A 23622-nucleotide genomic window follows, 5' to 3' on the forward strand; every position below is an offset into this window, starting at 1 on the left:
CCTGTATATTAACGCTGAGCTGGTAAAAAGCCCATGCGTTCTTTTACAGCTATCAATGTTTTCTCCGCTGCGGCTTGTGCATTTTCTGCACCCTGGCGGAGAACTTGATGAACTTCTCCTGACTCACGAATATCATGATAACGTTGTTGCAACGGTTCTAGACCTGCAACCACGACCTCTGCTAATTCTTTTTTGAATCCGCCATACATTTGTCCTTCATATTTAGCTGTTATTTCATCCAGACTAAGTCCCGAGAATTGAGAATAAATACTCATTAGATTGCTGATCTCCGGTTTATTCTGCGGATCATACATCACTTCACGACCCGAATCGGTTGTGGCCCGACTGAGCTTTTTGCGAATCACATCCGGTGGATCAAGCAAAGCAATAAAGCTACCTGCATTGGGATTACTTTTACTCATTTTTTTCGTACCATCATCCAGTGACATGATCCGTGCACCCACTTTAGGAATAAACGGTTCTGGCACTGTAAAATATTCACCAAATCGGTGATTAAATCGTCCTGCTAAATCACGTGTTAATTCCAAATGTTGCTTCTGATCGTCACCCACAGGAACTAAATCTGCGTTATATAGCAAAATATCAGCCGCCATCAGTGCTGGATATACAAATAATCCTGCGCCCACTGAATCTTTACCTTCGGATTTATCTTTGAATTGAGTCATTCGCTCTAATTCGCCCATCGCTACAAGCGTAGTCATAATCCATCCCAATTCAGCATGTTGAGGAACATGAGATTGTAAGAAAATATTAGCTTTTGCCGGATCAAGTCCTGCGGCTAAATATAATGCGGCTACAGATTCTGAAGCTTCACGTAGTGCAGCTGGTTCTTGCGCTACTGTAATCGCATGTAGATCCACCACCATAAAGTAACTGTTGTAATCTTCTTGTAGGGCAACAAAGTTTTTCATCGCACCAATATAGTTACCAATTGTTAATGAACCACTGGGTTGAATACCCGATAATACTGTTTTCATCTATTGTTCCTCCTTTTTTTAGAAAACAAAAAAAGCCCACATCCTGCAAGGGACGTGTGACCGTGGTGCCACCCTTATTCATCGAAATAATATAGAGCATCTTCGTACACTCTATTTTCCTTATTCCAATCTTGAATGTGTTCGGATAACGGCGAACCACCGACCTACCTACTACAGACGCATCCTACATATCACAGATGTCTGGTTGGGCACAGCACTCCAGAGTCCATTCGGCAAAAGTTCTACGCTGATTCTCATCATCCATCAGCTTTCTGAAGAAGCTCTTTTTGCTTACTACTCTCTGTCATCGTATTCTTGAATCTCATCATAATTGGCAAATGTAACATTGTCAAATCCCAATTGGACTCAAAATCTGTTATCATGGATGTATATTTCGATGCAGAAAGAGGGAGCAGCGCCATGAAAGTAACCAAAGGAACATGGAACGGTTATGACACATATATTTTGAAAAGTCAGCAGTTAGAAGTTACGTTGCTGCCAAGACTCGGTAACAATGTGATCGGCATTCGCGACTTACAAGAAGATCGTGAGATTTTGCGTCGTCCAGAAGAAAGCGATCTTGATTTTTATTTGCAAAAACCTTATCACTTTGGGATGCCTATGTTGATGCCACCTGGACGAATTCGTCGTGGACATTTCGAATACAGTGGAACGACCTATCAATTCGATCAAAATACAGCCAACGATAATCATATTCATGGATTACATCGTACGCAAGCATGGCGTGTATCTGATATTGATGAAAATGATGAAGGTTGCACGATTACGACCGAGTTATTAACAGCAGATGATCCGAACTGGATGCGTCAATATCCGATTCCACTTCAATTAGAAATGACATTACAATTACAAGGTACTTCACTGATGCAACGTATGAAAATTACCAATCTAGGAGATACATCTGCTCCCTTTGGATTCGGGTTACATACGTGGTTCTTACTAGATGGTGAACCACAACGATGGACCTTAAATATTCCAGTGAGCGATCAACTGCTTCAAGATGCAGAACAGATTCCTACTGGCGAAGTGGTTCCTTTAGAAGAATGGGAAGAACTCAATACAGGTATGAATATGGCAAATCGTAACTGGGATAATCTGCTTCGGATCGGAGATAAGCGTCCGGTAAGTGCAGAATTAACACGTGATGATGGTTATGGTATTCGTTATTCAGCTGATCCAGATTATTTCAAATATTGGGTACTGTATACCAAAGGTGAAAGTGATCAGTATCTATGTATTGAACCATATACGACGCTACCGGATGCAGCTAATTCTACGCATTCACAAGATTTCACAGGTCTGATTGATGTTGCTCCAGAACAACCTGTTGAATTCAGTCTACAAATCGATGTGATCGAAAAATATACCCAACTGAAATAAAGGCAAATATTTGGATGACATTAACCACTTTGCCACAACTTTGTAATAACGAAAAAACGTGCAGATGTCATATCCTGAGATACACATCTACACGCCTAGGTGACTCTTATCGGAGTCATCTTTTTTCGTTTTGCTATTAGATTGCTATTCCTTCTTACTTAAGATTCATCGTATATATAGTGACGTGCAGATTCACGTCGTGGTGCTTAAGAGTTCGATATAAAAATATAAGGTATGAGTGCAGTAAACAGATGATCTACATAAAAATGGGAATATGTTGCTGTAATCTTGCTTTGTCTATACTTAGGATAACTCTGATTGTACTTCGCTGTATGTAGCTCTTGGATAGCGAATCATATGGTTAGCCATATTATAGTTCGATTCAATCGTGGTATCGACCGCAATCATTCCTTTACGAATAGCAAATTCGTAACTGATTTCCCCATGCGTCCAATGGTTTTTGAATTTTAGCGATTCAATTGCCATTTGTCGAAACGATTTGATCTGAATCATGTTCAATCCTTCTTCTGGACCGTTCCACTCCCCATTTCTTCCTGCGATTGGATTGTGTTTAATACCAAATTTCCCCACTGTGTTGTTACGAATCTGAATAAATACTGTTCCAGAATCCAAATGGGTTAACTCGTTTTCAAGCTCCTTGAACACAATGTCGAGTTGTCTCGTAAGAGAAACTAGATCGTTCTTAGGCATTTTTTCCCCTTCCTCTCTCTAAAAAACATATTAAATTAGGACTTCTGACTCATTATAGAACCTATTTAGTGTCTGATCAATACTATTTTTAACAATTAGGTACTTTTTACTACTATTCGACAAATTTCGATGATTATTCCTATATTTACCTACGCTTTCATTCGCTATTTAATAGAATAATTGGATTTTACTAGGTTTATTTAAAAATTAAAAAAAACGATATCCACTTGCATTCTGAGAGTAAGAATACAAAATGAATATCGTTTTTAATAGATCAATTAGGATCGATTACGTATATATTGTTAACCGATTATTTTTTCACTTGTTCTACAGTCATATTCATAAATAATTCGACATCCGCAATACTTACATCCATAGCATTTTGCCAGAAATCAGGCTGAGTCAAATCGACACCTAGATGTTTTTGAGCCAATTCTTCTACAGACATCCGTCCGGTATCTTGCAACAACGCATCATATTTTGCAGCAAAGCTTGCACCTTCTTGTTGTGCTAACGCATAGATACCTGTACTGAACATATAACCGAATGTGTACGGATAGTTATAGAAAGGAACACCTGTAATATAAAAATGTAGCTTAGACGCCCAGAAATGCGGGTGGTATGAAGATAGTGTATCGCAATAGGCTTCACGTTGCGCTTCTTCCATAAGGCGGTTAAGCTCGTCTGTGCCTACCGTTCCTGTCCGACGTTGCTCATAAAAACGAGTTTCAAATAAGAAGCGAGCATGAATATTCATAAAGAATGCAATACTACGTTGAATCTTATCTTCTAACAAAGAAACTTTTTCTTCGTCATTTTGGGCTTGTTTGACTAAAGAATCCGCTACGATCATTTCAGCAAATGTAGATGCTGTCTCTGCCACATTCATCGCATATCCTTGACTAAAAGCAGGCAAATCATTCATCACATGTTGATGATATCCATGTCCTAGCTCATGTGCTAACGTGGATACGTTGGATGCTGTGCCACTGTAAGTCATAAAGATACGTGTTTCTTTACTCATAGGTAACGACGTACAGAATCCACCTGGACGCTTACCAGCACGATCCTCAGCTTCGATCCAGCGCTGTTCAAAAGCATGTTCTGCAAAGTCAGCCATCTCAGGATTAAATTTGCGGAATTGATCTACGATAATTTTGGCAGCAGCATCATAATCAACATGACTATCTACTGTACTGATCGGTGCATCGACATCATTCCAGCTTAATTGATCAACACCTAGAATTTGTGCTTTGCGTTTCAAATAATCGACGAATACCGGTTTATTTTTAACAATAACATCCCACATTGCATTCAACGTCTGATCAGACATGCGGTTAATGGCAAGAGGTTCTTTTAAGACTTGATCCCAGCCACGACGCTCATATAATTTGAGACGGAATCCTGCAAGGTGGTTAAGCGTGTCTGCGCAATAATCTTCAGCATTGCCCCACGCTTCTTCCCATTTGCGGAACATCTCTTCACGTACTTCACGATTCGTATCATTCATTTTATTAGCTGCTTGTCCTGCGGATAAAAGGATCGTTTCACCATCTTGTTCAAAAGGAATCTGGATATGGCTTACAATCGTATCATACATTTTACTCCAACCGTGATAACCATCGACACCAAGATCCAAAGCTAATCCTTCCAGTTCAGGAGTCATTTTCTCACGGGCCAATGAACGATTTTCAGTCAGATAGAATGCGATCGGAACAATCTCAGGACGGCTTATCCATTGCTCAAATATATCATCTGCTGTAGTCGCCAATAGGCTATGGAAACGTACAAATAATCCTTGTAAATTAGCAGACATTGTTGAAATCAATGACCCTAGACGATTCGCTTCTTTATCACTTTGATCTTGCGCACTCAGACAACCGACAAAAGAAGACGCTTCGCGCAAACGAATACGTGTATCTTGCAATTGATCCAGTAATGCATCATATCGTTCCGTTTCAGTAACATGTTGAGGTGCTTCCATCGTATTCAATTGTTGAGATAGTGTTTGAATATCTTGGGATAACGTTTGTAAAAAAGATTGCAGTTCTTCAGAACTGGAACCTCCAGCAAAAATCGTTTCTAAATTCCATGTAGGTTGAATAGGATGGTTCATCATAGCACACCTTTCTGTATCTGCCTGTAAATAGACATATGTTGGAATGATTAATTATTTTGCTTGTAGCTACAAGTATGCCGATTATTGATTATAATTTCAAATGGATGCATCAACAATCATGAATTTTCGTTCCATTGTCCCATTCATGATTAGCTCCCCCATCGTCAAGTGGGTATAAGTATAGTATACTCTAAATCATCATATTCCAAGATAGGAGGGAAGCTTTATGCAACCACTACAGATCTCGGCAGATACCGCAGTTAAGCTAGCGGAAAAGCTAAATGTACCATTAGAACAACTGATGCATATGCCTAAGCATATCCTGCTTCAAAAAATTGCTGAACTGGCAAAAGAAGACGACAAAGGCGGCAACGAATAATTATGATTCCTTTTAATCAGACCTGGCCATACGACATTATTATGAATGATATTTATGTTCATGAATGTCCGTTTTGTCAGGCAGAAAATATAATTTTACCGCTCAAACCGAAAGAATTAATTTCGATTCGAGAAGGCAAAAAAAAATTACTGGTGTTCCCTTGTTGCAGTAATCGAGTCACTTTATTAGATACCGATTCAGATTATTTGCTAGCAGACACGATTCTTCGTCATTAATTACTGCTTATCGGCAGTATGCTCAATAATATAATAATAGCGGATCACTCTATATCTACTTAGAGTGCCCGCTATTTTTTATATTAAGATTCTTTCATTTCGTCTGGTAGCGCCATATTTTTAGATAACATTTGTTCCCGAAGCAGTGCCCACTGTTCACGAGAAGCTCGGATCATAGCTGAATCTGTAATGCGTTTATCATGAATAACACGCGAGAACCATTTCACCGCTTCATTAAATTCCCCAAGTCGGCGATGAAGTTCACCAATCAGATATAGCAATTTGGCATCCCCACCACTCACACTTTCAATCTGATACACTTTGATGTAAGAATCCAGACAATAGCGAAGAAAGCGAAGTTCTTGCTCGGTTTCACCACCATACCGGTGAATCCAGGCAATATGCTGAAGAAAGCTAGCAATAATACGTTCCCGATCTCCAATCGCTTGTGCACACATCAAAGCAAATTTGTAAGCTTCCAGTGCTTGTTCTCTCGTACGATGTCCACCCATATCACGTTTGATTAACCGATTGCCAATCTGCTCCATATAGAGATCACGTTGACGATCTGTCAGTGTAGCCTGCGAATTCTCAGTTGAAGCAAACCCGCAATGTGGACACATGCGTACAACGTAAAAGTCAGGATTCTCCTGCTGATAATAAGCACAAAAGTCAGAGTCACGCCGTGAAGCTCTTTTCATACTCGGACGTACACGACTGGTTTTAAATTCTGCATCACACTGCGGACAGGTGATTTTTATCGTATATAACGGCTCTAACTCTGTTGTCCCCTCCATCTAACCCACTTCCCCCAAATCAAATTAATGCGTATTTACAAAATGATGAGCCGGTCCTGATAAACGATCTACTACAAACACACGCAATTCGTCTTCAATCTCAAGCTCTTTTAAAGCTTCATTCATACAGGCTAACCAGGCATCTGCTTTTTCGTCGGTAATCTCAAAGCCCATATGACGTGCTCGCATCATCGGATGACCATAAGCTTCAGAGAAAAGCGCGGGGCCTCCAAAAAATTGCGAAAGAAACATATATTGTTTCTCCATCACAGGATTGATATCTTCAGGAAAAAGCGGACCAATTAACGGATCACGCTGTACTTTTGGATAAAAGGCTTCAACTAAGCGTCTAACTCCATCTGCTTCGCCTAGCAATACATACAAAGATTGATCAAATTTCACTATCGCTCGCCAACTTTCTTTCGATACGTCATGCCTCAAATTATATCATAAAAAAGACGCTAAAGATTTCTTTAGCGTCTCTAATCAATGTATATAGTATAAAAAAAGTAATGTAAAAATACATGCGGTCTAAGTCAATACATGCTTCGATCCTCTTCACCAGATTGAACAAAGGAAGCACGAATGACGTACACGAATAGACATACGAGAATACCGGCAAGAATGCTTGTAGTCATGTTCATCACTCCATTCTAATTGTGTACTAACAATCATTGACAATTCCGACGACCATTTATATCCTTATTTTAGCACACCTTTTCCGAGAATATAACCCTTTTTGCAAGCGCTTACTTTAACAATTAGATTACAAACTCTTTACAGAACCCTACATTATGTCGGTTATGTATCAGTAAGATGACCAAACGCTATTTATTTTAAAATAGATTTACCTTTAAACATTGTGTTCCGCTCAAGAATTGATTATCATCGAAGGTGAGTATATTTACAAAGGATTTAACGATAAAGGACAAAGGAGCTTTCCAAACTTGAGATACTATGTGCTTGATCGTGGAGATCAATTATCTATCGAACTTAGTGAGCAATTTCATAAGCTTGCTGCCGAACGCGGATTTCAGCTAGATGCTGAATCACCAGAGATCGTTGTATCTATTGGTGGAGACGGAACCATGCTTCATGCTTTTCACACATTTATTGATCATATTCCAGATGTAGCGTTTGTCGGTATTCATACCGGACATTTAGGATTTTATGCAGACTGGAAAGCAGATGAACTTGCAGATTTGGTTAAATTTATGGCAGGCGAGTCTTCTACATCAGATCGTCATCCCAAAATTGTAAAATATCCATTAATTGAATTGGATATTCAGACCAAAAGCGGCACCACTCACCATACCGTGCTTAACGAATTCACTTTAAAAGGAACCGATGGTACAACTGTCGTGGTTCAAGTGGATATCAATGATGAGATTTTTGAAATGTTCCGTGGAGATGGAATTTGTGTATCGACCCCTTCAGGAAGTACTGCGTATAACAAAGCGCTTGGTGGGGCTATGGTACATCCGACGATTGAAGCTCTTCAGATCGCTGAGATTGCTTCGATCAATAACCGGATTTATCGTACACTTGGATCTTCTTTAATGTTACCAAAACATCATCATTGTGATATTCATTCACGCAAACCGCAAAAACTACAATTGACAATGGATCATTTGAATATGTCATTTGATGATCTGATTTCGATTCGTTGTCAGGTGTCCAAACATCAAGTTAGTTTTGCCCGTTATCGCCCTTATCCATTTTGGAATCGAGTACGTCAATCGTTTTTGGGATAACGGATGCAATCAGAAGTCTAACCACTTAGCCATATCAAAAAAAGCTTCCAAATGCCACTGTGATAGTGGACTTGGAAGCTTTTTGATATACATAAAAGAGTTAAGACTTGGAACTTTCTTCACTTGGTTTCACTTCAACCTCTGTCGGATGTGGTTCTACAGGTGAAGGTTGAATAGGCTCTATAGAAGGCTCTACCGGACTTATTGTCGTTGGTGCTTCTGTAGGTTGTACAACAGGGATTACTGGAGCTACAGGCGTTGGAGCAGACGCAGGAACTGCTTTGGAAGCTGCTGTTTTATCCTGCTTGTCTTTTTTGGAATGATTTCCTTGTCCTCTTGACGATTTCTCGGATTTCTCAGGCTTTTCTGCTTTTTCTCCATTCGCTGGCTTTGGTGGTTCTGCGACTTCTTTTGTTTTTTGTAACACAAAGTAAGCACAGCCAAAGTTACAGTATTCATTAATATATTCAGTCAAGCTGGATAAAGAAGTATCTTTACCTGCTTTGGGATGTCCATCACGATAAAATCCTTTGAGACGCAATTGATTATAACCCCAGTCACCTAGAATATAATCATACCGATCCAACACTTCACTATATCGTTCACGGAATATTTCTGCATTCCAACCATCACGATGCTGTTTAATAATCTCGTATGTTTTACCGCCGATTTGAATCAAGGTTCTCCCGCCTTTCAGCATTTAGACCGTCGAGGTTTCCTTCGACTTCGATGCGGATTGAACCTGTTCATGCGCATGATAGGAACTACGGACAAGCGGACCAGACTCAACATGACTGAATCCACGCTTTAATCCTTCTTCTTTTAAAATAGCGAATTCATCAGGAGTATAATATTTAGCCACATCCAAATGTTTTGGAGAAGGTTGTAAATATTGTCCAATTGTCATAATATCGCAATCCATGGCACGAAGGTCATCCATTGTTTTCAAAATTTCATCCCATTCTTCCCCTACACCTAGCATAATACTAGACTTGGTTGGAATCGAAGGTTGTAGTATTTTAGAGTTACGTAACAATTCCATAGAACGAGGATATTTGGCTCTGGCTCGAACACGGTCAGACATCCGTTCCACTGTTTCAATATTATGATTCAGAATATCTGGTTTAGCATCCATTACAATTTTTAGTGAATCGATATCTCCCATAAAGTCAGGGATCAATACTTCGACACTACAAAGTGGCAAACGCTTGCGAACCGCACGAATCGTCTCCGCAAAAATATTTGCTCCACCATCTTTCAAATCATCACGAGCTACACTGGTAATTACACAATGTTGAAGCCCCATATTTTCAGCCGCTTCCGCAACCCGATCTGGTTCTTGTAAATCAAGCTCCGTAGGCATCCCCGTATTGACTGCGCAAAAACGGCAAGCACGTGTACAAATATCTCCCAAAATCATAAAAGTCGCTGTACGATTTGCCCAGCACTCATAAATATTGGGACAACGCGCTTCCTCACAGACGGTATGAAGAGTTTTGGAACGCATCATACTTTTAATTTCCTGATAGTTACTGTCATTGGTCATCTTGATTTTGATCCATTCAGGTTTCGGTTGTTTGGCTTTAGTGGACAAGATAGTTGACCTTCCTTCCTCGGGTGTAATTGGATTCCAGGATTGTTACAATCTTTTGGGATTTATTATAACACGAATTGGTGCAGACCGAAATATTAGGCTTTCCAGCTGTACTTTATTCGGTTACACTAAATACGGTTGTGCTGATTGAAGAGACATAGTTGTCTGAACATCAATCAAGTAAGATCCAAATAAAGTCACGTATACAGCTTAACGATCTACCAGAAAGGAATGAACGTATTCATGAATAAATCTTCATCTCATGCACCTTTAACTGCGGATTCCTTAACCCGCTCTAAACGGTTATGGATCGCTTTAATTTTAGGTTCATTATCTGCATTTGCTCCATTATCGATCGATATGTATTTACCTGCACTGCCTACGCTAGCAGAGCATCTACATACCAATGCTTCTCTTGCACAGCTCAGTCTAACCGCTTGTCTGCTAGGTCTAGCATTCGGACAGTTAGTGATTGGACCTCTTAGTGATGTCAAAGGTAGACGTGCACCGCTTATCATTTCATTGATTTTATATACGGTGGCATCGCTGTGTTGTGCTTTAACTCAAAGTATCGGGCTACTTATTGTTCTACGCTTAATACAAGGGGTTACAGGAGCCGCTGGTATCGTAATTTCGCGTGCTGTCGTACGTGACCTCTACTCGGGGCATGAATTAACCAAATTTTTCTCGCTGCTGATGTTGATTAATGGAGTGGCTCCGATCGCTGCTCCGATTATCGGTGGTGCTTTACTCAAATTTGTACCGTGGCAAGGCATCTTTGTCGTACTTGCGGTAATCGGCGCTATCATGTTATTTATGGTGTTGTTTGGTTTACCGGAGACATTATCCAATGAACGCAAAGCTTCTGGTGGACTGAGTTCAACATTACGTACATTTGGACGATTGATAAAAGATCGTCATTTTATCGGTTTCGCTTTATCCCAAGCATTTATCACTGCGGCGATGTTTGCTTATATTGCAGGTTCTCCTTTTGTCGTGCAGACGATATTCGGTGTATCTGCCCAAGGCTTTAGTTTATTTTTTGCTTTGAATGGTCTGGGCATTATTATTTTCGCTCAATTGGCAGGTCGTTTATCTGGTAAATACGGCGAATTGGCTATATTGAAAATCAGTCTAGGAATTGCTTTTACCGCGGCTCTATTGTTATTAATTATTGCTCTAGCAGGCGGTGGATTGTTACCGATTGCGATGATGTTGTTCTTTGTTGTATCTTGTGTAGGCTCTGTAGGCGCTACGTCGACTTCTCTGGCGATGCAAAGTCAAGGTAATGCCGCAGGAAGTGCTTCGGCTCTACTCGGCTTACTTCCGCTTCTGTTAGGTGGTGCCGCTTCTCCATTAGTGGGACTCGGTAGTGGACTCACTGCTGTACCGATGAGTGTTGTTATTTTGGTCGCAGAAGTGTTCGCAGTACTCTGCTTTATCGGCTTGGTGAGAAAACCTGTGAAAGTATAGTTGTTAGGCTTACACAGTCTTTACTAGAATTAGCTCCATCATATCTAATACGAAAACATAGTTATAACAAAAAGGAACTTCATCGTATAAGAGAAGTTCCTTTTTGTTATAGCCTATATATCTGATTACTAAGATATCCGCTGACGCATCGCTTCAAATAAAAGGATCGTCGATGCCATTGCCGCATTAAGCGACTCTGCTTGCCCTTGCATCGGAATCAAAATATGCTGATCCACTAATTCTGCTACTTCTGCCGATATCCCTTTACCTTCGTTACCAATCACGATCCAAGCTCCTGTTGTAAAATCAAACTCATAACAAGATTGACTCGCTTGTAACGATGTACTTAGCACTAGATGCCCTTTTTGCTTGGCAACAGGTAATAGTTCACTGAGATCACTTTCAATCACAGGCAAATGAAATAACGAACCCATCGTCGAACGAATCGTTTTGGGATTATATAGATCCGCACAACCTTTACCGAGTACAATACCGGTTGCTCCTGCCGCATCACTACTACGAATAATCGTTCCTACATTGCCCGGATCTTGAACATTGTCCAATACCATAACCAGACTGTGATTGATTTCAAGTAAACGCTCAGTAAGTGAATTTCGTTTGTATACAATTGCAAAAACAGATTGTGGTGTCTTTGTATCGGTACATTTAGACAGTACTGCTTCGGATACAGCGATATACTGTGCTCCACCTGAATAATGATCAATATCTTCACGCAATTCAGCAGGAATCCCTTTTTCTGTATCGTAGACAATACAGTCGATATCCCAATCACTACGAAGAACTTCACTAACGAGATGAATACCTTCTACTATAAATTTTCCTTGCTTATCCCGATGCTTTTTCTCAAGCAACTGCGCCCATTCCTTGACTTTCGCATTCTGGGTCGATAGAATTTCGGTCATTCTTCGAGACCTAATTCCATTTTAAGCAGATCATTCTTTTGTCCAACAATCACAAGAATATCATCCGGTTTGAGACGTTCATCCGGTGAAGGCGCAATATTCATTTGATTTCCTCGTTTGATAGCCATCACATTACAACTATATCGAACACGAATATCAAGTTCTTTTAAGTTAGAGCCGATCATAGCTTCGGATGCTTTCATTTCAACAATACTGTATTCTTCTGAAATTTCAATATAATCCAGTACATTAGGTGATGTTAAATGATGAGCTACCCGTACCCCCATATCACGTTCAGGGAAAATGACTTTATCTGCACCGATCCGTGTTAATACTTTACCGTGCAGTTCATTTTGTGCTTTAACCAGAATCGTTGGAATATCCATTTCTTTGAGAATTAGTGTGGTCAGAATACTTGATTGAATATCTTCTCCAATCGCTACAACCACTACATCAAAGTTACGTAATCCCAGTGAGCGCAAAGCTTCTTCATCTGTTGAATCAGCTGTTACGGCTTGAGTTACAATTTTGGATACTTCTTGAATACGGTGTTCATCTGAGTCAATAGCTAATACGTCAAAGCCCATTTCACTCAATGTTTTGGCAATGCTAGAACCAAAGCGTCCGATGCCGATAATGGCATACTGCTTTCTAGGCATATTGTAACCTCCAAGCTTTTCATAAGCATATACTGTATTTGATATTAAGGAGCCATTTCCAAAAATTGAGCATCTGGATTTTTATCGATTGCTGTACGCATCGCATACTCATTTTCAAACAGAACCACATGGTTTTCTTTTTTATCTTTAACCAGTGTAGAGTTAATACGGAATTTGGAAGCATCCACTTTATCAGTGACAATCCAACGCGCAAATTGATATGGCATCCGTTGAAGCTGTACATCTACACCATACTCATTTTTCATCCGATATTCAAATACTTCAAATTGCAGTTGTCCAACTACACCCAGAATCGTTTCATCAAAGCTTACTGTGTTAAATACTTGAATCGTACCCTCTTCAGTTAATTGATCGATTCCTTTTTGATATTGTTTGTGTTTAAGCGCATTTTTCACGGTAACTTTAGCAAATATTTCAGGTGAGAAGGTAGGCAATTCGTCAAAGACAATATCAGAACCCTGACTTAAAGAATCACCAATACGGAAAATACCCGGATCGAACAATCCGACAATATCGCCAGGATAAGCGGTTTGTACAATATCACGATCCTGTGCCAAAAATTGCTGTGGTTGTGCTAATTTGATCTCTTTGCCTGCACGTACATGGCGTACACTCATCCCACGTTCGAACTTACCTGATACTACACGTAAAAAGGCAATCCGATCTCGGTGAGCAGGATTCATATTCGCTTGAATTTTAAATACATATCCACTGAACTTATCATTCATCGGATCAATCATACCGACTGTACTACGACGTGGTTCAGGTTTTGGCGCAAGTTCTAAGAAGTTTTCCAAGAATGTCTGTACACCAAAGTTATTGACTGCACTACCGAAGAAGATCGGTGTTAATTCACCACGTAATACTTTGTCATAATCAAAAGGATCACCCGCTACATCCAACAACTCAATATCCTGACAAAGCTGATCATACAAAAATTCGCCTGCCATTTCTTTGATAATTGGATCACGATAATCTTCTACTTTTTGCACTTGAATCGTAGAATGATCTTTACCATTAAATAATTCAACCTGTGTTTTCATCCGATCATAGACACCGGATAGTTCGCGTCCCATTCCGATCGGCCAGTTCATCGGCACAGAACGAATACCTAATACTTGCTCCAATTCTTCCATCAATTCGAACGGGCTTTGTCCTTCACGGTCTAATTTATTAATAAAAGTAAAAATCGGAATTCCACGTTGAGCACATACTTTAAATAGTTTAATCGTCTGTGCTTCTACACCTTTAGCGACGTCAATCAACATGACTGCTGCATCTGCTGCAGTTAACGTACGATACGTATCTTCACTAAAATCTTGGTGACCCGGTGTATCCAGTATATTAATACGATGTCCATTATAATCAAATTGCATTACTGAAGAAGTTACCGAAATTCCCCGTTGCTTCTCAATCGCCATCCAGTCACTTGTCGCGTGTTTGTTCGCTTTACGAGCTTTAACCGAACCTGCTTCACGGATAGCTCCCCCGAATAACAATAGCTTTTCTGTTAACGTTGTTTTCCCGGCATCCGGGTGAGATATAATTGCAAATGTTCTGCGTTTGTCCACTTCATTTTGTAAAGCTTGATCTATCGTTTTACTCATTATCATTTTCCCTTCATCACTTAAAATAGGCTTTATCCATTGTATCATATTCACGACAAAAACACTCTTATGTAATGCTCTCATAAGAGTGTTTTCTGCTCAATAATGATATTTAATTGCTACTTCCAACCTGCCAGATCACATCATCTTCATCCTGACCATTTACCGGCCACCAATGATATCCATCTTGTTGAAGTAATAAATGAGTTTCATCAGGTCCCCACGAACCCGCAGGATATGATTTAACATCCGTAGGATTCTGTGCCCAAGCATCCGCAATATGATCAATAAAGCTCCAAGCTGCTGATACTTCATCCCAACGGGTAAAGTAGGTTGAATCGCCTTGTGCAGCGTCTTCAATCAAACTTTCATAAGCTTCAGGGGAGTTAATTCCGATCATACAACTTTGACAGAAGTCCATTGCCAAAGGCTGAATTTCAGAATCAGAACCTGGTTTTTTAGCATTAATTTTGATATAGATACCTTCCATTGGATTTACACGAATAACCAATAGATTAGGTTCTAGATTATGACGTTGCCCTAGATACACATTCGTAGGGGTACGCTTGAATTCGACAATGATCTCAGTCGTTTTCACAGGTAGACGTTTACCCGTACGAATATAGAAAGGTACACCTGACCAGCGGAAGTTATCTACAAATAGTCTTGCGGCAAAATACGTTTCAGTATTAGACGCAGGATCTACTTTGTCTTCCTGACGGTAACCCGGTAATGTTTTACCTTTGGATTCACCTTCACCATATTGAGCGCGTACTACATTTTTATCCACTTCTTCAGGTGTCATATAAGCACGTAGTGAACGAAGTACTTTTACTTTTTCATCATGAATATCTTCAGGAAGCAGACGACTTGGCGGTTCCATAGCAATCATCGCTAACATTTGTAGCATATGATTCTGTCCCATGTCGCGTAAAGCCCCTGAGTGATCATAATATCCACCACGTTCTTCTACACCAACCGTTTCACTAAGTGTAATTTGAATATTAGAAATGTGTTGATTATTCCATAACGGCTCAAAGAACGCATTGGCAAATCGAATCACTTCGATATTTTGCACCATTTCTTTACCTAAATAATGATCGATGCGGTAAATTTCATCTTCTTTAAATACTTCATTAATCTCTGCATTGAGCTTACGAGCAGATTCAAGATCATAACCGAAAGGCTTCTCGATCACAAGACGATTCCAACCTGTTCCATCCATCATGCCGCCTGCACGTAAGTTAAGGGATACACTACCGAATAACTCAGGTGCGAGCGCTAGGAAAAAGAAGCGGTTGCCCGGAATACCATACTTGGTCTCAATCACTTCAGTTTGCTCTTTCAACTCTTGAAAACCTGCAACATTGTTAATATCTAACGATTTATATTCAAAATGTTCTGCAAAACGGTTCCAATCTTCTTCGGCTCCGATCTTGTAGCGACAAAACTCTATGATAGACTGATGGAGATCTTCCCGAAATTCTTCATTGGTACGCGGTCGACGCGCGACACCAATGACTGCAAAATCCTCTGCAAGTTTACCTTCACGATACAAACTATAAATAGCAGGAAACAATTTACGTCTTGCCAAATCCCCGGTTGCTCCAAAAATGAAAAATACCGCACTTGGTGTCTGCAATGTCTCAAGATTTTGTTTTTCAGTCATAGCTCCTCAACTTTCTATGTAAAATCTGTAATGTGGTAAACGTATTCTACCATAATTACCCTATCTATCGCTATCTGACCACTATAAGAAGTACTTATATCTTTGCCAAATAAAATTGATACGTTAAATCCACAGGTGAATTACTCGGCTAGTCCATTTTTATAAGCATAGATTGCCGCTTGTGTACGATCTTCTACGCCTAACTTGGCTAGCAAATTAGTCACATGAAACTTCACCGTTTTGATCCCAATAATTAATTCATCCGCAATATCCTGATTGGATTTCCCTTTGGCTAATAGACGTAGTACATCCATTTCACGATCTGTTAATTCTTCGTGTAATGCACGTTCAAGAGGTTCACGAAAACGACTCATCATTTTAGAAGCTACTTGCGATTCTAACACCGATTGCCCTCTGGCAGCCGCACGAATAGCATCTGCTATTTCACTAGCACGGGATGTTTTGAGCAAATAACTAAACGCACCTGCTTCAATCACAGGATACATTTTTTCGTCATCCAAATAGCTTGTCAATACAATCACTTTACAGTCGGAATTAATCTGCAATACACGCCTTGTGGTCTCAATACCATCCATACCGTCCATGACCAGATCCATTAAGATCACATCAGGCTTATATTCTTGAGCCAGACGAATACCTTCTTCTCCGTTACTTGCTTCACCAACAACCTCGATCCCATCTTCTGTATCTAATACAGCTGCAAGTCCAATCCGGACCATCTCATGATCATCGACTAATAATACTTTAATTGATTGTTCATCGTTTTCCATTGTATTATGCCCACCTGCTTTCTTCCGTATTTAAAGTCACAATCGGAATGACAATCTCAATACGTGTTCCTTTTCCAGGAGCTGTTATGTATTGAATCGTACCTCCCAATTCATTCGTTCGTTCTCTCATCGTAGATAAGCCATAAGAAGCTTGTTTCGTTTCATTTAATTCGAACCCGATGCCATCATCTTTTAACGTTACACGCACAGAATCTATTTTTTGAATAATACGAATTTCCATCCGTTCTGCTTTGGCATGACGAAGTGTATTGGACAATGACTCTTGTACAATCCGGAAAATATGATTTTCGACACCCTTTAATAATCTGAGATCATCATCCATATCTAGCGTAATTTCCATCGGGATTTTGGCTTGCAATTCACGAATCAATTCTCGCAATCCTTGAGACAAGCGTTTTCCTTCCAGATAAACAGGACGAAGATGTAATAGTAGCGCTCTCATCTCTGATTGAGCAACAGATGACATTTCTTCAATTAACTCCACCTGACGTTTGGCACGTGCAGGATTATTATCGAATGTACGTCCAATAGCTGTTGCAGTCATTGAGATGGCAAACAATTGCTGAGAAACCGCATCATGCAGTTCACGAGCTAACCGCTGACGTTCTTCGATAATAGCTGTAATTCTAGCCTGCTCTGCTAACTGCGCATTATTGGTAGATAATCGTTGAAGACTACTAATCTGATCTTCCCACTTTTTACCGATTCGATCAATTTGTTCACCTAGCCTTGACCATTCATCACTTCCCCATTGCGGAGCAGCTTGTGACCAATTCCCTTTTTCCCACATTAATAACGTATCCCTCAATTTATCCAAACGCATTTTGAGCCGGAGTGCATGATACAACCCATATAGACTACCTACAACAATAACCGGAACACATAATGCTGCTCCAGTCTGTAATAAAGAAGGCCATGATAATTCTATACTCAAGTGACCCGATGTATAGAGTACATAGATAATAATAATCAGTAATAAGAAGGCTAATAAAATACCTTCACCCATACTGCGGACAATCAAGTCAGCAGGTTTTCTCTTTTTCACGTATCAAGTCCTCCTGCTTATCTGACTTTAATGTATACATACCTGTACTAAGAAGATAAACGAACATTCAGATCACCAGCAATATACGAAATAACCAACTTCACTTTTTGCGTACTTGTAAGATAATTAGCGGATCTCCATTGCAGACGATTCTGTATGCCTTGTTGACGTTCAGCAACAGGATAGCCATTCGATTCGAAGCCAATCTGACCAACTAATAAATAAGCTTCAATCTCTACACCATAATCTTCCGGTATAGAGAAGTCTAAGTCTCCTAATATCCCTTGAAAATACAGAACAGTTTCTGTTTCATCCGGTATCGCTAGCGCAAGATCACAATCAATATCTCCGATAGCATGCCATGAACTGGAACTTTGCATCATCCACGGTTCCCGATCATAACGAACATTTGTGATAAATCCTTGTTTCAAACGATATGGCTGTCCCCGATGTGCTTTATTAGCACGTACATAAAACCATCCTAATGATATCAAAGTAATCCCAATCACAATCATCAAGTGATCTAACAGTAACAAGCCTAATCCGATACCACCCAAAATATACCCTTGTCTCATAGCACCACTACGTAAACGCATCATTCCGATTAGCAACAAAAGAAGTGCGGCAATCGTAAAAAAGCCAAACAACGGTCCTAATAAAACTTGTAATCCAACTCCGATCAATAACACAGCAAACACTTTTCGTTTTCTTCCCATAACCGCACCTCCTTTATTTCTAATAAGAGAAAAGCCATACCCGCATGATGACACATACGCTGTATGGCTTCGCCTGTTCTAGCATATCATATTGTCATTTTAATAACTATAATTACATCGATGATTAGCTATATTGTATTAATCCACACTTATCTATTAAAATTAATTAGTGTTGTGGACCTTCATCTTTAGAAAGAGATGGACCTTCAGACGAATTAGATTCGATCGTTTTAGGTGCTAATTTGCTTTTCAACAAATTCAATTGCTCATCCACTCTAAGTTGTTTTTCTGCATCTTCTCCACTGATATAAGCATTAGATCCATATCCAGAACGGTAAGGAGCACGCATTACATCGGCTTCTGCTTCCATTTGCATGATTTTTTCTTCCATGCGGTTAAATCCTAGAGAAGCGCCACCTTTATCGATGGAATTCACAGAACTCACTTGAGCCATTTGTTTTTTAGCTTTTGCCATTTGAGCACGAGACACCAGTTCATTACGTTTGTTACGCATTTTGTAGAACTCGTCTTTCATTTCGTGCAATTGGTTCATCATATCAGTTACTTGTTCTTTAGCTTGGCTGTGCATTTCAGAATACTCAGTGAATTTTTGGTCAAAATACAACTTTTCTTCTAGCAATTTACGAGCCACTTCTTCTTGACCATTTTTAAGTGCAGCTGTTGCTTGGCTTTCACGTTGCATACCTACACGTGCAGCTTCATCAAAACGTTGCTTCATACGACGTTCATTTGCCATTTGTTTAGCAACAGTAACCTCTGCTTGATGAATCTCTGCTTCCATATCACGTAGATACTGGTTAAGCATTACAATTGGATCTTCTACCTTATCTAGTAAATCATTCACCGATGCCTTAGTCATATCTTTCAATCTTTTAAAAACTCCCATATTATAAATCTCCCTTCTCATATTGAGCGACTTTTTTTCTTAATTGTTCTACTTCTTTACGTAGTGCTTTATTTTCAATACCTTCCATCATTGAATCGAGATCACCTTTTGATTTGGATGTCTGATCAGGTGCTTGTTGTGGAGGGCGATTTTTACCAAAGTAACGAGAATTGCTTTGATGTGGAGCATCATACGTATTAGGTTCATACGCATTTTGCGATGTTCCCCAATATCCACCATAGGTTTGGCGTGGGCCATAACGATCTTCTTGATGTTCCTCATGAAAAGAATTCTGTTCAAAAGGACGATAAACTGGCGGTTGCTTAGGTACAATGAGTGCTGCAATAAGATAGATTAGCACTGTAGTTGTTCCTGTAAAAGGAATACTTAATATTAACAGAACCCGTAACAACGTTGGATTGATCTGAAAATACTCAGCAAGACCTCCACTCAGCCCACTCAGAATCCGATCATGATTGGAACGATATAACTTCGGGCGCATACTACTCCTCCTTACGATCTGGATCAAGCTTACGTCTTAAACGCTCTAATTCTTCATCTAACGATACACCATTAGTTGTATGTGAAGAAGACGAATAAGAATCACCGTTTCTCAAATCCCGTAAAGCTTTGGCTTCAATCTCCCAATCGGAGATTTTATCTTCCAAACGTCCAAATGCTTGCGGTGTACCTTGAACAGCATTACCAAAACGGCGATTCATTTGTTGTTGCAGACGAAGTGTCTCCATACGAGCATAATAATACTCACGTTTACTGTAGACTGCTTGGTACTCGGATTTTAATGTATTGAGTTGAAGCTGTACTTCTCGTAAAGCTTCAGTATTTTGATCCAACAATTCAGTATACTGATTTTCTTTTTCTTCATACATTACTTTTTCTTGCAAAGCCATGCGAGCCAATTCTTCCTCTTCTGCTTGTAGAGCTAACATCGCTTGTTCTTCACGTTTTTGACGCATTGCTGATGCTTGATCTACATGTTGTTTCAATTGACGTGTGTGTTGAGTTACATGATGCTGTAATTGCTCAGCTTCTGTAATAGCACGCCGTGTCTCTAAAAGAAATTGGTCAATCATTCTCACAGGGTCTTGACTCTGTTCTAATCTTTCATTTAAAGTAGCCACTGTAATATCACGTACACGTTTAAAAACGTTCATGAATAATTGCTCCCTCCCTTGCTTGATCACAAGTGATCTTTTTTGATATCTACGTATATCTTACTTTTATTCTATCGAAAAAGTATGAATAACAGATGAAATCGAAGATCAACGATATCCTATTATTTTGTAGTGTAATAGATGACTATACTTGTAATGAACCACACTACTTTATAATAACGTCTTACTATATTTATATCGTAACATTCCAACTGCTTTATTAGAATGTTACCCATTCACAACCTCTACACCAACAAGATTCGATGATTTAAATAAAGAATGTATCTATATTTAGAACATTCGATCTTGTCGTTGCTGATGATGACGATTCTTCAGCATCGAATAACCCCACCATACCAACGCAATTCCAATTACAGGGCCAATAATCCAAGATAACTTAGCAAATAGAATACAAGCACCTATAACCGATAATGTAATCCCCAAAAATCGACGTCCACTTTGTAATGCATAATAACCAAGTACAAGTAATGCGATTGGAATTAATAGTCCAATGAGATAACCGAGCAGACTATGTAACACCGGTACAAATTTGCCGAAAACCATTAATACACCAATGATAATCAATGCAAAAGCAGCTATACTTTTACGATTCATGCGCAAATGCTCCACCTCCTTTACCTAGATATTTGTATTCAGCATTTTTAATATCCATATTCTTAGATGTTAATACGTGACGAGATGTTCAATACCTCAAGACTGCAAAGCATCTAACATGTTACTTTCATATCTGGCTGTAGCAAATGTTGTGTTTGCCTTATATACACATTGTAAAGTAGAAATCGATTCTGCAAAATGGACTACAGGTGGTTTTTTATCCTAGACCTTAGACGGGGACTACTTGTGCATTATCGAATTAACCTACAAATAAATCAATGTAATAGGAATTAAGCACATATTATATACTCATTATGAGGATCTATTTTAAAGACAATAAAAAAAGCACCAGATCAAATGATCTAGTGCTTTTCTTTGTGTATGCCGGTGAAGGGACTCGAACCCCCACGGTTTCCCTCACGATTTTGAGTCGCGCGCGTCTGCCAATTCCGCCACACCGGCTAATTAAAAATGATACTATTTTGTTGTTGCTTCCATTTAGAACATAAGAGCTAAAATGGCGCGCCCTAAGAGATTCGAACTCCTGGCCTTTTGATTCGTAGTCAAACGCTCTATCCAGCTGAGCTAAGGGCGCAAGAATTTTAAAAAATAACTGGAGGCGCCACCCAGATTCGAACTGGGGATAGAGCTTTTGCAGAGCTGTGCCTTACCACTTGGCTATGGCGCCATATTATATTATAAAAGATGGAGCGGACGATGGGAATCGAACCCACGACCCTCGCCTTGGCAAGGCGATGCTCTACCGCTGAGCCACGTCCGCTTACACTTGATTGAAGTAGAAGTAAATAATGGCTGGGGATATAGGATTTGAACCTATGCATGACGGAGTCAAAGTCCGTTGCCTTACCGCTTGGCTAATCCCCAATAAAAAGGGCGACCGATGGGACTTGAACCCACGAATGCCGGAGTCACAGTCCGGTGCGTTAACCCCTTCGCCACGATCGCCATGCTATAAAATGAATCATTAATGTTATATTGGCAGGGGCAGCAGGAATTGAACCCACACTAACGGTTTTGGAGACCGTTGTTCTACCTTTAAACTATGCCCCTTCAAAACTGGTGGAGGCTGATGGATTCGAACCACCGAACTCGGAGAGAACAGATTTACAGTCTGCTGCGTTTGGCCACTTCGCTAAGCCTCCACATTAAATAAAAAAAAGATGGTGCCGGCGAGAGGATTTGAACCCCCGACCTACTGATTACAAGTCAGTTGCTCTACCAACTGAGCTACACCGGCAAGTGTTATACATTAATCTAAATGGTGGCTCGGGACGGAATCGAACCGCCGACACGAGGATTTTCAGTCCTCTGCTCTACCGACTGAGCTACCGAGCCGTAGTCTAATGTATTGCTGTGTGTCGACTCTTCTACTCAATACATGATGAGAACCATCTATTAATGTAGTGAGTTGATACTAGTTATTAAGCAATTAATGGCGGAACCGACGGGATTTGAACCCGCGATCTCCTGCGTGACAGGCAGGCATGTTAACCCCTACACCACGGTTCCAGATTAATTGCGGGGACAGGATTTGAACCTGTGACCTTCGGGTTATGAGCCCGACGAGCTACCGGACTGCTCCACCCCGCGTCATTGTTCTTATTATAAAATTCTATGGTGGAGGTTGACGGGATCGAACCGCCGACCCTCTGCTTGTAAGGCAGATGCTCTCCCAGCTGAGCTAAACCTCCATTGTGACACAAAACATATTATATCATTTTCTAATTACTTTTGTCAAGTCTTTTTTATAAGCAATGTTACTAAACTTAACAATATAATGATAGAAAAGATATGACCCGTAGGGGACTCGAACCCCTGTTACCTCCGTGAAAGGGAGGTGTCTTAACCACTTGACCAACGGGCCGTACATTGTGGCGGAGAGAGAGGGATTCGAACCCTCGAGACGCTTGTGACGTCTACACGATTTCCAATCGTGCTCCTTCGGCCAGCTCGGACACCTCTCCATATGGCTCCCCGAACAGGACTCGAA

General features: G+C 40.1%; 23 protein-coding genes, 15 tRNA genes and 1 other annotated feature. Of the genes, 5 read left to right on the forward strand and 33 right to left on the reverse strand.

The window, feature by feature from the left end; all coding sequences use genetic code 11:
* Positions 1-8 precede the first annotated feature (8 nt).
* Positions 9-998: a tryptophan--tRNA ligase gene (gene trpS, locus PaeCFBP13512_RS13840; protein ID WP_069328900.1), complete on the reverse strand. Its 990-nt coding sequence runs from the start codon at positions 996-998 to the stop codon at positions 9-11.
* A 45-nt stretch (positions 999-1043) separates the two neighbouring features.
* Positions 1044-1315, reverse strand: a binding site (T-box leader).
* Positions 1316-1418: 103 nt separating this feature from the next.
* Here trpS and PaeCFBP13512_RS13845 point away from each other — a divergent pair.
* Positions 1419-2399 carry an aldose 1-epimerase gene (locus PaeCFBP13512_RS13845; protein ID WP_137223807.1) on the forward strand — a complete coding sequence of 327 codons (981 nt, stop codon included), beginning with the start codon at positions 1419-1421 and terminating at the stop codon, positions 2397-2399.
* A gap of 303 nt (positions 2400-2702) precedes the next feature.
* Here the strand turns inward: PaeCFBP13512_RS13845 and PaeCFBP13512_RS13850 are convergent, their stop codons facing one another.
* The gene (locus PaeCFBP13512_RS13850; RefSeq protein ID WP_069328898.1) at positions 2703-3110 is read right to left on the reverse strand and encodes an O-methyltransferase; all 408 of its coding nucleotides are present in this window, start codon (positions 3108-3110) and stop codon (positions 2703-2705) included.
* Between the two features lie 310 nt (positions 3111-3420).
* Positions 3421-5226: a M3 family oligoendopeptidase gene (locus PaeCFBP13512_RS13855; protein WP_137223809.1), complete on the reverse strand. Its 1806-nt coding sequence runs from the start codon at positions 5224-5226 to the stop codon at positions 3421-3423.
* A 229-nt stretch (positions 5227-5455) separates the two neighbouring features.
* Between PaeCFBP13512_RS13855 and PaeCFBP13512_RS13860 the strand changes: the two genes are divergently transcribed.
* Together PaeCFBP13512_RS13860 and PaeCFBP13512_RS13865 are read left to right on the forward strand one after the other, a co-directional pair.
* Positions 5456-5608: a YycC family protein gene (locus PaeCFBP13512_RS13860; RefSeq protein ID WP_069328896.1), complete on the forward strand. Its 153-nt coding sequence runs from the start codon at positions 5456-5458 to the stop codon at positions 5606-5608.
* 2 nt (positions 5609-5610) lie between these two features.
* Positions 5611-5844, forward strand: coding sequence for a hypothetical protein (locus PaeCFBP13512_RS13865; RefSeq protein ID WP_069328895.1), 234 nt, complete (start codon positions 5611-5613; stop codon positions 5842-5844).
* 83 nt (positions 5845-5927) lie between these two features.
* On the opposite strand, the gene PaeCFBP13512_RS13870 is transcribed toward PaeCFBP13512_RS13865, so the two are convergent.
* Both PaeCFBP13512_RS13870 and PaeCFBP13512_RS13875 read right to left on the reverse strand, forming a co-directional pair.
* A complete protein-coding gene (locus PaeCFBP13512_RS13870) occupies positions 5928-6641 on the reverse strand; it encodes a DUF2225 domain-containing protein (protein WP_069328894.1) in 714 nt (237 codons plus the stop codon).
* Between the two features lie 24 nt (positions 6642-6665).
* Complete coding sequence (locus PaeCFBP13512_RS13875; RefSeq protein WP_069328893.1) at positions 6666-7043, reverse strand: globin domain-containing protein; 378 nt, start codon at positions 7041-7043, stop codon at positions 6666-6668.
* A gap of 545 nt (positions 7044-7588) precedes the next feature.
* Here PaeCFBP13512_RS13875 and PaeCFBP13512_RS13880 point away from each other — a divergent pair.
* Positions 7589-8395, forward strand: a complete 807-nt coding sequence (locus PaeCFBP13512_RS13880) for an NAD kinase (RefSeq protein WP_137223811.1) — start codon at positions 7589-7591, stop codon at positions 8393-8395.
* A gap of 100 nt (positions 8396-8495) precedes the next feature.
* Here PaeCFBP13512_RS13880 and PaeCFBP13512_RS23490 read toward each other — a convergent pair whose 3' ends face one another.
* Together PaeCFBP13512_RS23490 and lipA are read right to left on the reverse strand one after the other, a co-directional pair.
* Positions 8496-9074 carry a YutD family protein gene (locus PaeCFBP13512_RS23490; RefSeq protein ID WP_241669377.1) on the reverse strand — a complete coding sequence of 193 codons (579 nt, stop codon included), beginning with the start codon at positions 9072-9074 and terminating at the stop codon, positions 8496-8498.
* Positions 9075-9095: 21 nt separating this feature from the next.
* Positions 9096-9989 (reverse strand): lipoyl synthase, encoded by an 894-nt coding sequence (lipA, locus tag PaeCFBP13512_RS13890; RefSeq protein ID WP_083243598.1) that lies wholly within the window; start codon positions 9987-9989, stop codon positions 9096-9098.
* 243 nt (positions 9990-10232) lie between these two features.
* Between lipA and PaeCFBP13512_RS13895 the strand changes: the two genes are divergently transcribed.
* Positions 10233-11462 carry a multidrug effflux MFS transporter gene (locus PaeCFBP13512_RS13895; RefSeq protein ID WP_137223813.1) on the forward strand — a complete coding sequence of 410 codons (1230 nt, stop codon included), beginning with the start codon at positions 10233-10235 and terminating at the stop codon, positions 11460-11462.
* A 128-nt stretch (positions 11463-11590) separates the two neighbouring features.
* Here the strand turns inward: PaeCFBP13512_RS13895 and PaeCFBP13512_RS13900 are convergent, their stop codons facing one another.
* The 26 genes from PaeCFBP13512_RS13900 to PaeCFBP13512_RS14025 all read right to left on the reverse strand — a co-directional run bounded on the left by PaeCFBP13512_RS13900 (position 11591) and on the right by PaeCFBP13512_RS14025 (position 23596).
* The gene (locus PaeCFBP13512_RS13900) at positions 11591-12385 is read right to left on the reverse strand and encodes a TrmH family RNA methyltransferase (protein WP_137223815.1); all 795 of its coding nucleotides are present in this window, start codon (positions 12383-12385) and stop codon (positions 11591-11593) included.
* Positions 12382-13089, reverse strand: a complete 708-nt coding sequence (locus PaeCFBP13512_RS13905) for a potassium channel family protein (protein WP_273594607.1) — start codon at positions 13087-13089, stop codon at positions 12382-12384. The genes PaeCFBP13512_RS13900 and PaeCFBP13512_RS13905 overlap by 4 nt, the downstream gene beginning before the upstream one ends.
* A complete protein-coding gene (locus PaeCFBP13512_RS13910) occupies positions 13089-14672 on the reverse strand; it encodes a peptide chain release factor 3 (protein ID WP_069328888.1) in 1584 nt (527 codons plus the stop codon). Before PaeCFBP13512_RS13910 ends, PaeCFBP13512_RS13905 begins: the two co-directional genes overlap by 1 nt.
* Before the next feature lie 112 nt (positions 14673-14784).
* Positions 14785-16341: a glucose-6-phosphate dehydrogenase gene (gene zwf, locus PaeCFBP13512_RS13915; protein ID WP_069328887.1), complete on the reverse strand. Its 1557-nt coding sequence runs from the start codon at positions 16339-16341 to the stop codon at positions 14785-14787.
* 140 nt (positions 16342-16481) lie between these two features.
* Positions 16482-17132 (reverse strand): response regulator, encoded by a 651-nt coding sequence (locus PaeCFBP13512_RS13920; RefSeq protein WP_069328886.1) that lies wholly within the window; start codon positions 17130-17132, stop codon positions 16482-16484.
* A gap of 4 nt (positions 17133-17136) precedes the next feature.
* Positions 17137-18198: a sensor histidine kinase gene (locus tag PaeCFBP13512_RS13925; protein ID WP_137223817.1), complete on the reverse strand. Its 1062-nt coding sequence runs from the start codon at positions 18196-18198 to the stop codon at positions 17137-17139.
* Between the two features lie 47 nt (positions 18199-18245).
* Positions 18246-18914, reverse strand: coding sequence for a cell wall-active antibiotics response protein LiaF (gene liaF, locus PaeCFBP13512_RS13930; RefSeq protein ID WP_137223819.1), 669 nt, complete (start codon positions 18912-18914; stop codon positions 18246-18248).
* Between the two features lie 166 nt (positions 18915-19080).
* Complete coding sequence (locus PaeCFBP13512_RS13935) at positions 19081-19821, reverse strand: PspA/IM30 family protein (protein WP_069328883.1); 741 nt, start codon at positions 19819-19821, stop codon at positions 19081-19083.
* A 1-nt stretch (position 19822) separates the two neighbouring features.
* Positions 19823-20323 carry a PspC domain-containing protein gene (locus tag PaeCFBP13512_RS13940; RefSeq protein WP_137223821.1) on the reverse strand — a complete coding sequence of 167 codons (501 nt, stop codon included), beginning with the start codon at positions 20321-20323 and terminating at the stop codon, positions 19823-19825.
* Position 20324: 1 nt separating this feature from the next.
* Positions 20325-20996, reverse strand: a complete 672-nt coding sequence (locus PaeCFBP13512_RS13945) for a PspA/IM30 family protein (protein ID WP_137223823.1) — start codon at positions 20994-20996, stop codon at positions 20325-20327.
* Positions 20997-21287: 291 nt separating this feature from the next.
* Positions 21288-21611, reverse strand: a complete 324-nt coding sequence (locus tag PaeCFBP13512_RS13950; protein ID WP_241669382.1) for a hypothetical protein — start codon at positions 21609-21611, stop codon at positions 21288-21290.
* Between the two features lie 382 nt (positions 21612-21993).
* Positions 21994-22073, reverse strand: a tRNA-Leu gene (locus tag PaeCFBP13512_RS13955).
* Positions 22074-22129: 56 nt separating this feature from the next.
* A tRNA-Arg gene (locus PaeCFBP13512_RS13960) sits at positions 22130-22206 on the reverse strand.
* 19 nt (positions 22207-22225) lie between these two features.
* Positions 22226-22299, reverse strand: a tRNA-Cys gene (locus tag PaeCFBP13512_RS13965).
* A gap of 18 nt (positions 22300-22317) precedes the next feature.
* Positions 22318-22392: transfer RNA gene (locus tag PaeCFBP13512_RS13970), tRNA-Gly, on the reverse strand.
* Positions 22393-22421: 29 nt separating this feature from the next.
* Positions 22422-22496, reverse strand: a tRNA-Gln gene (locus PaeCFBP13512_RS13975).
* A gap of 8 nt (positions 22497-22504) precedes the next feature.
* A tRNA-His gene (locus PaeCFBP13512_RS13980) sits at positions 22505-22577 on the reverse strand.
* Positions 22578-22608: 31 nt separating this feature from the next.
* Positions 22609-22682, reverse strand: a tRNA-Trp gene (locus PaeCFBP13512_RS13985).
* Positions 22683-22689: 7 nt separating this feature from the next.
* Positions 22690-22774 (reverse strand) — tRNA-Tyr (locus tag PaeCFBP13512_RS13990).
* A gap of 19 nt (positions 22775-22793) precedes the next feature.
* Positions 22794-22869 (reverse strand) — tRNA-Thr (locus PaeCFBP13512_RS13995).
* A 22-nt stretch (positions 22870-22891) separates the two neighbouring features.
* Positions 22892-22967, reverse strand: a tRNA-Phe gene (locus tag PaeCFBP13512_RS14000).
* 98 nt (positions 22968-23065) lie between these two features.
* Positions 23066-23141: transfer RNA gene (locus PaeCFBP13512_RS14005), tRNA-Asp, on the reverse strand.
* A gap of 7 nt (positions 23142-23148) precedes the next feature.
* A tRNA-Met gene (locus tag PaeCFBP13512_RS14010) sits at positions 23149-23222 on the reverse strand.
* 25 nt (positions 23223-23247) lie between these two features.
* Positions 23248-23323: transfer RNA gene (locus PaeCFBP13512_RS14015), tRNA-Val, on the reverse strand.
* Positions 23324-23424: 101 nt separating this feature from the next.
* Positions 23425-23496, reverse strand: a tRNA-Glu gene (locus PaeCFBP13512_RS14020).
* A gap of 8 nt (positions 23497-23504) precedes the next feature.
* Positions 23505-23596, reverse strand: a tRNA-Ser gene (locus tag PaeCFBP13512_RS14025).
* Positions 23597-23622: the final 26 nt, after the last annotated feature.

It is taken from the genome of Paenibacillus sp. CFBP13512, assembly GCF_005233705.1.
GTDB classification, from domain to species: domain Bacteria; phylum Bacillota; class Bacilli; order Paenibacillales; family Paenibacillaceae; genus Saccharibacillus; species Saccharibacillus nuruki.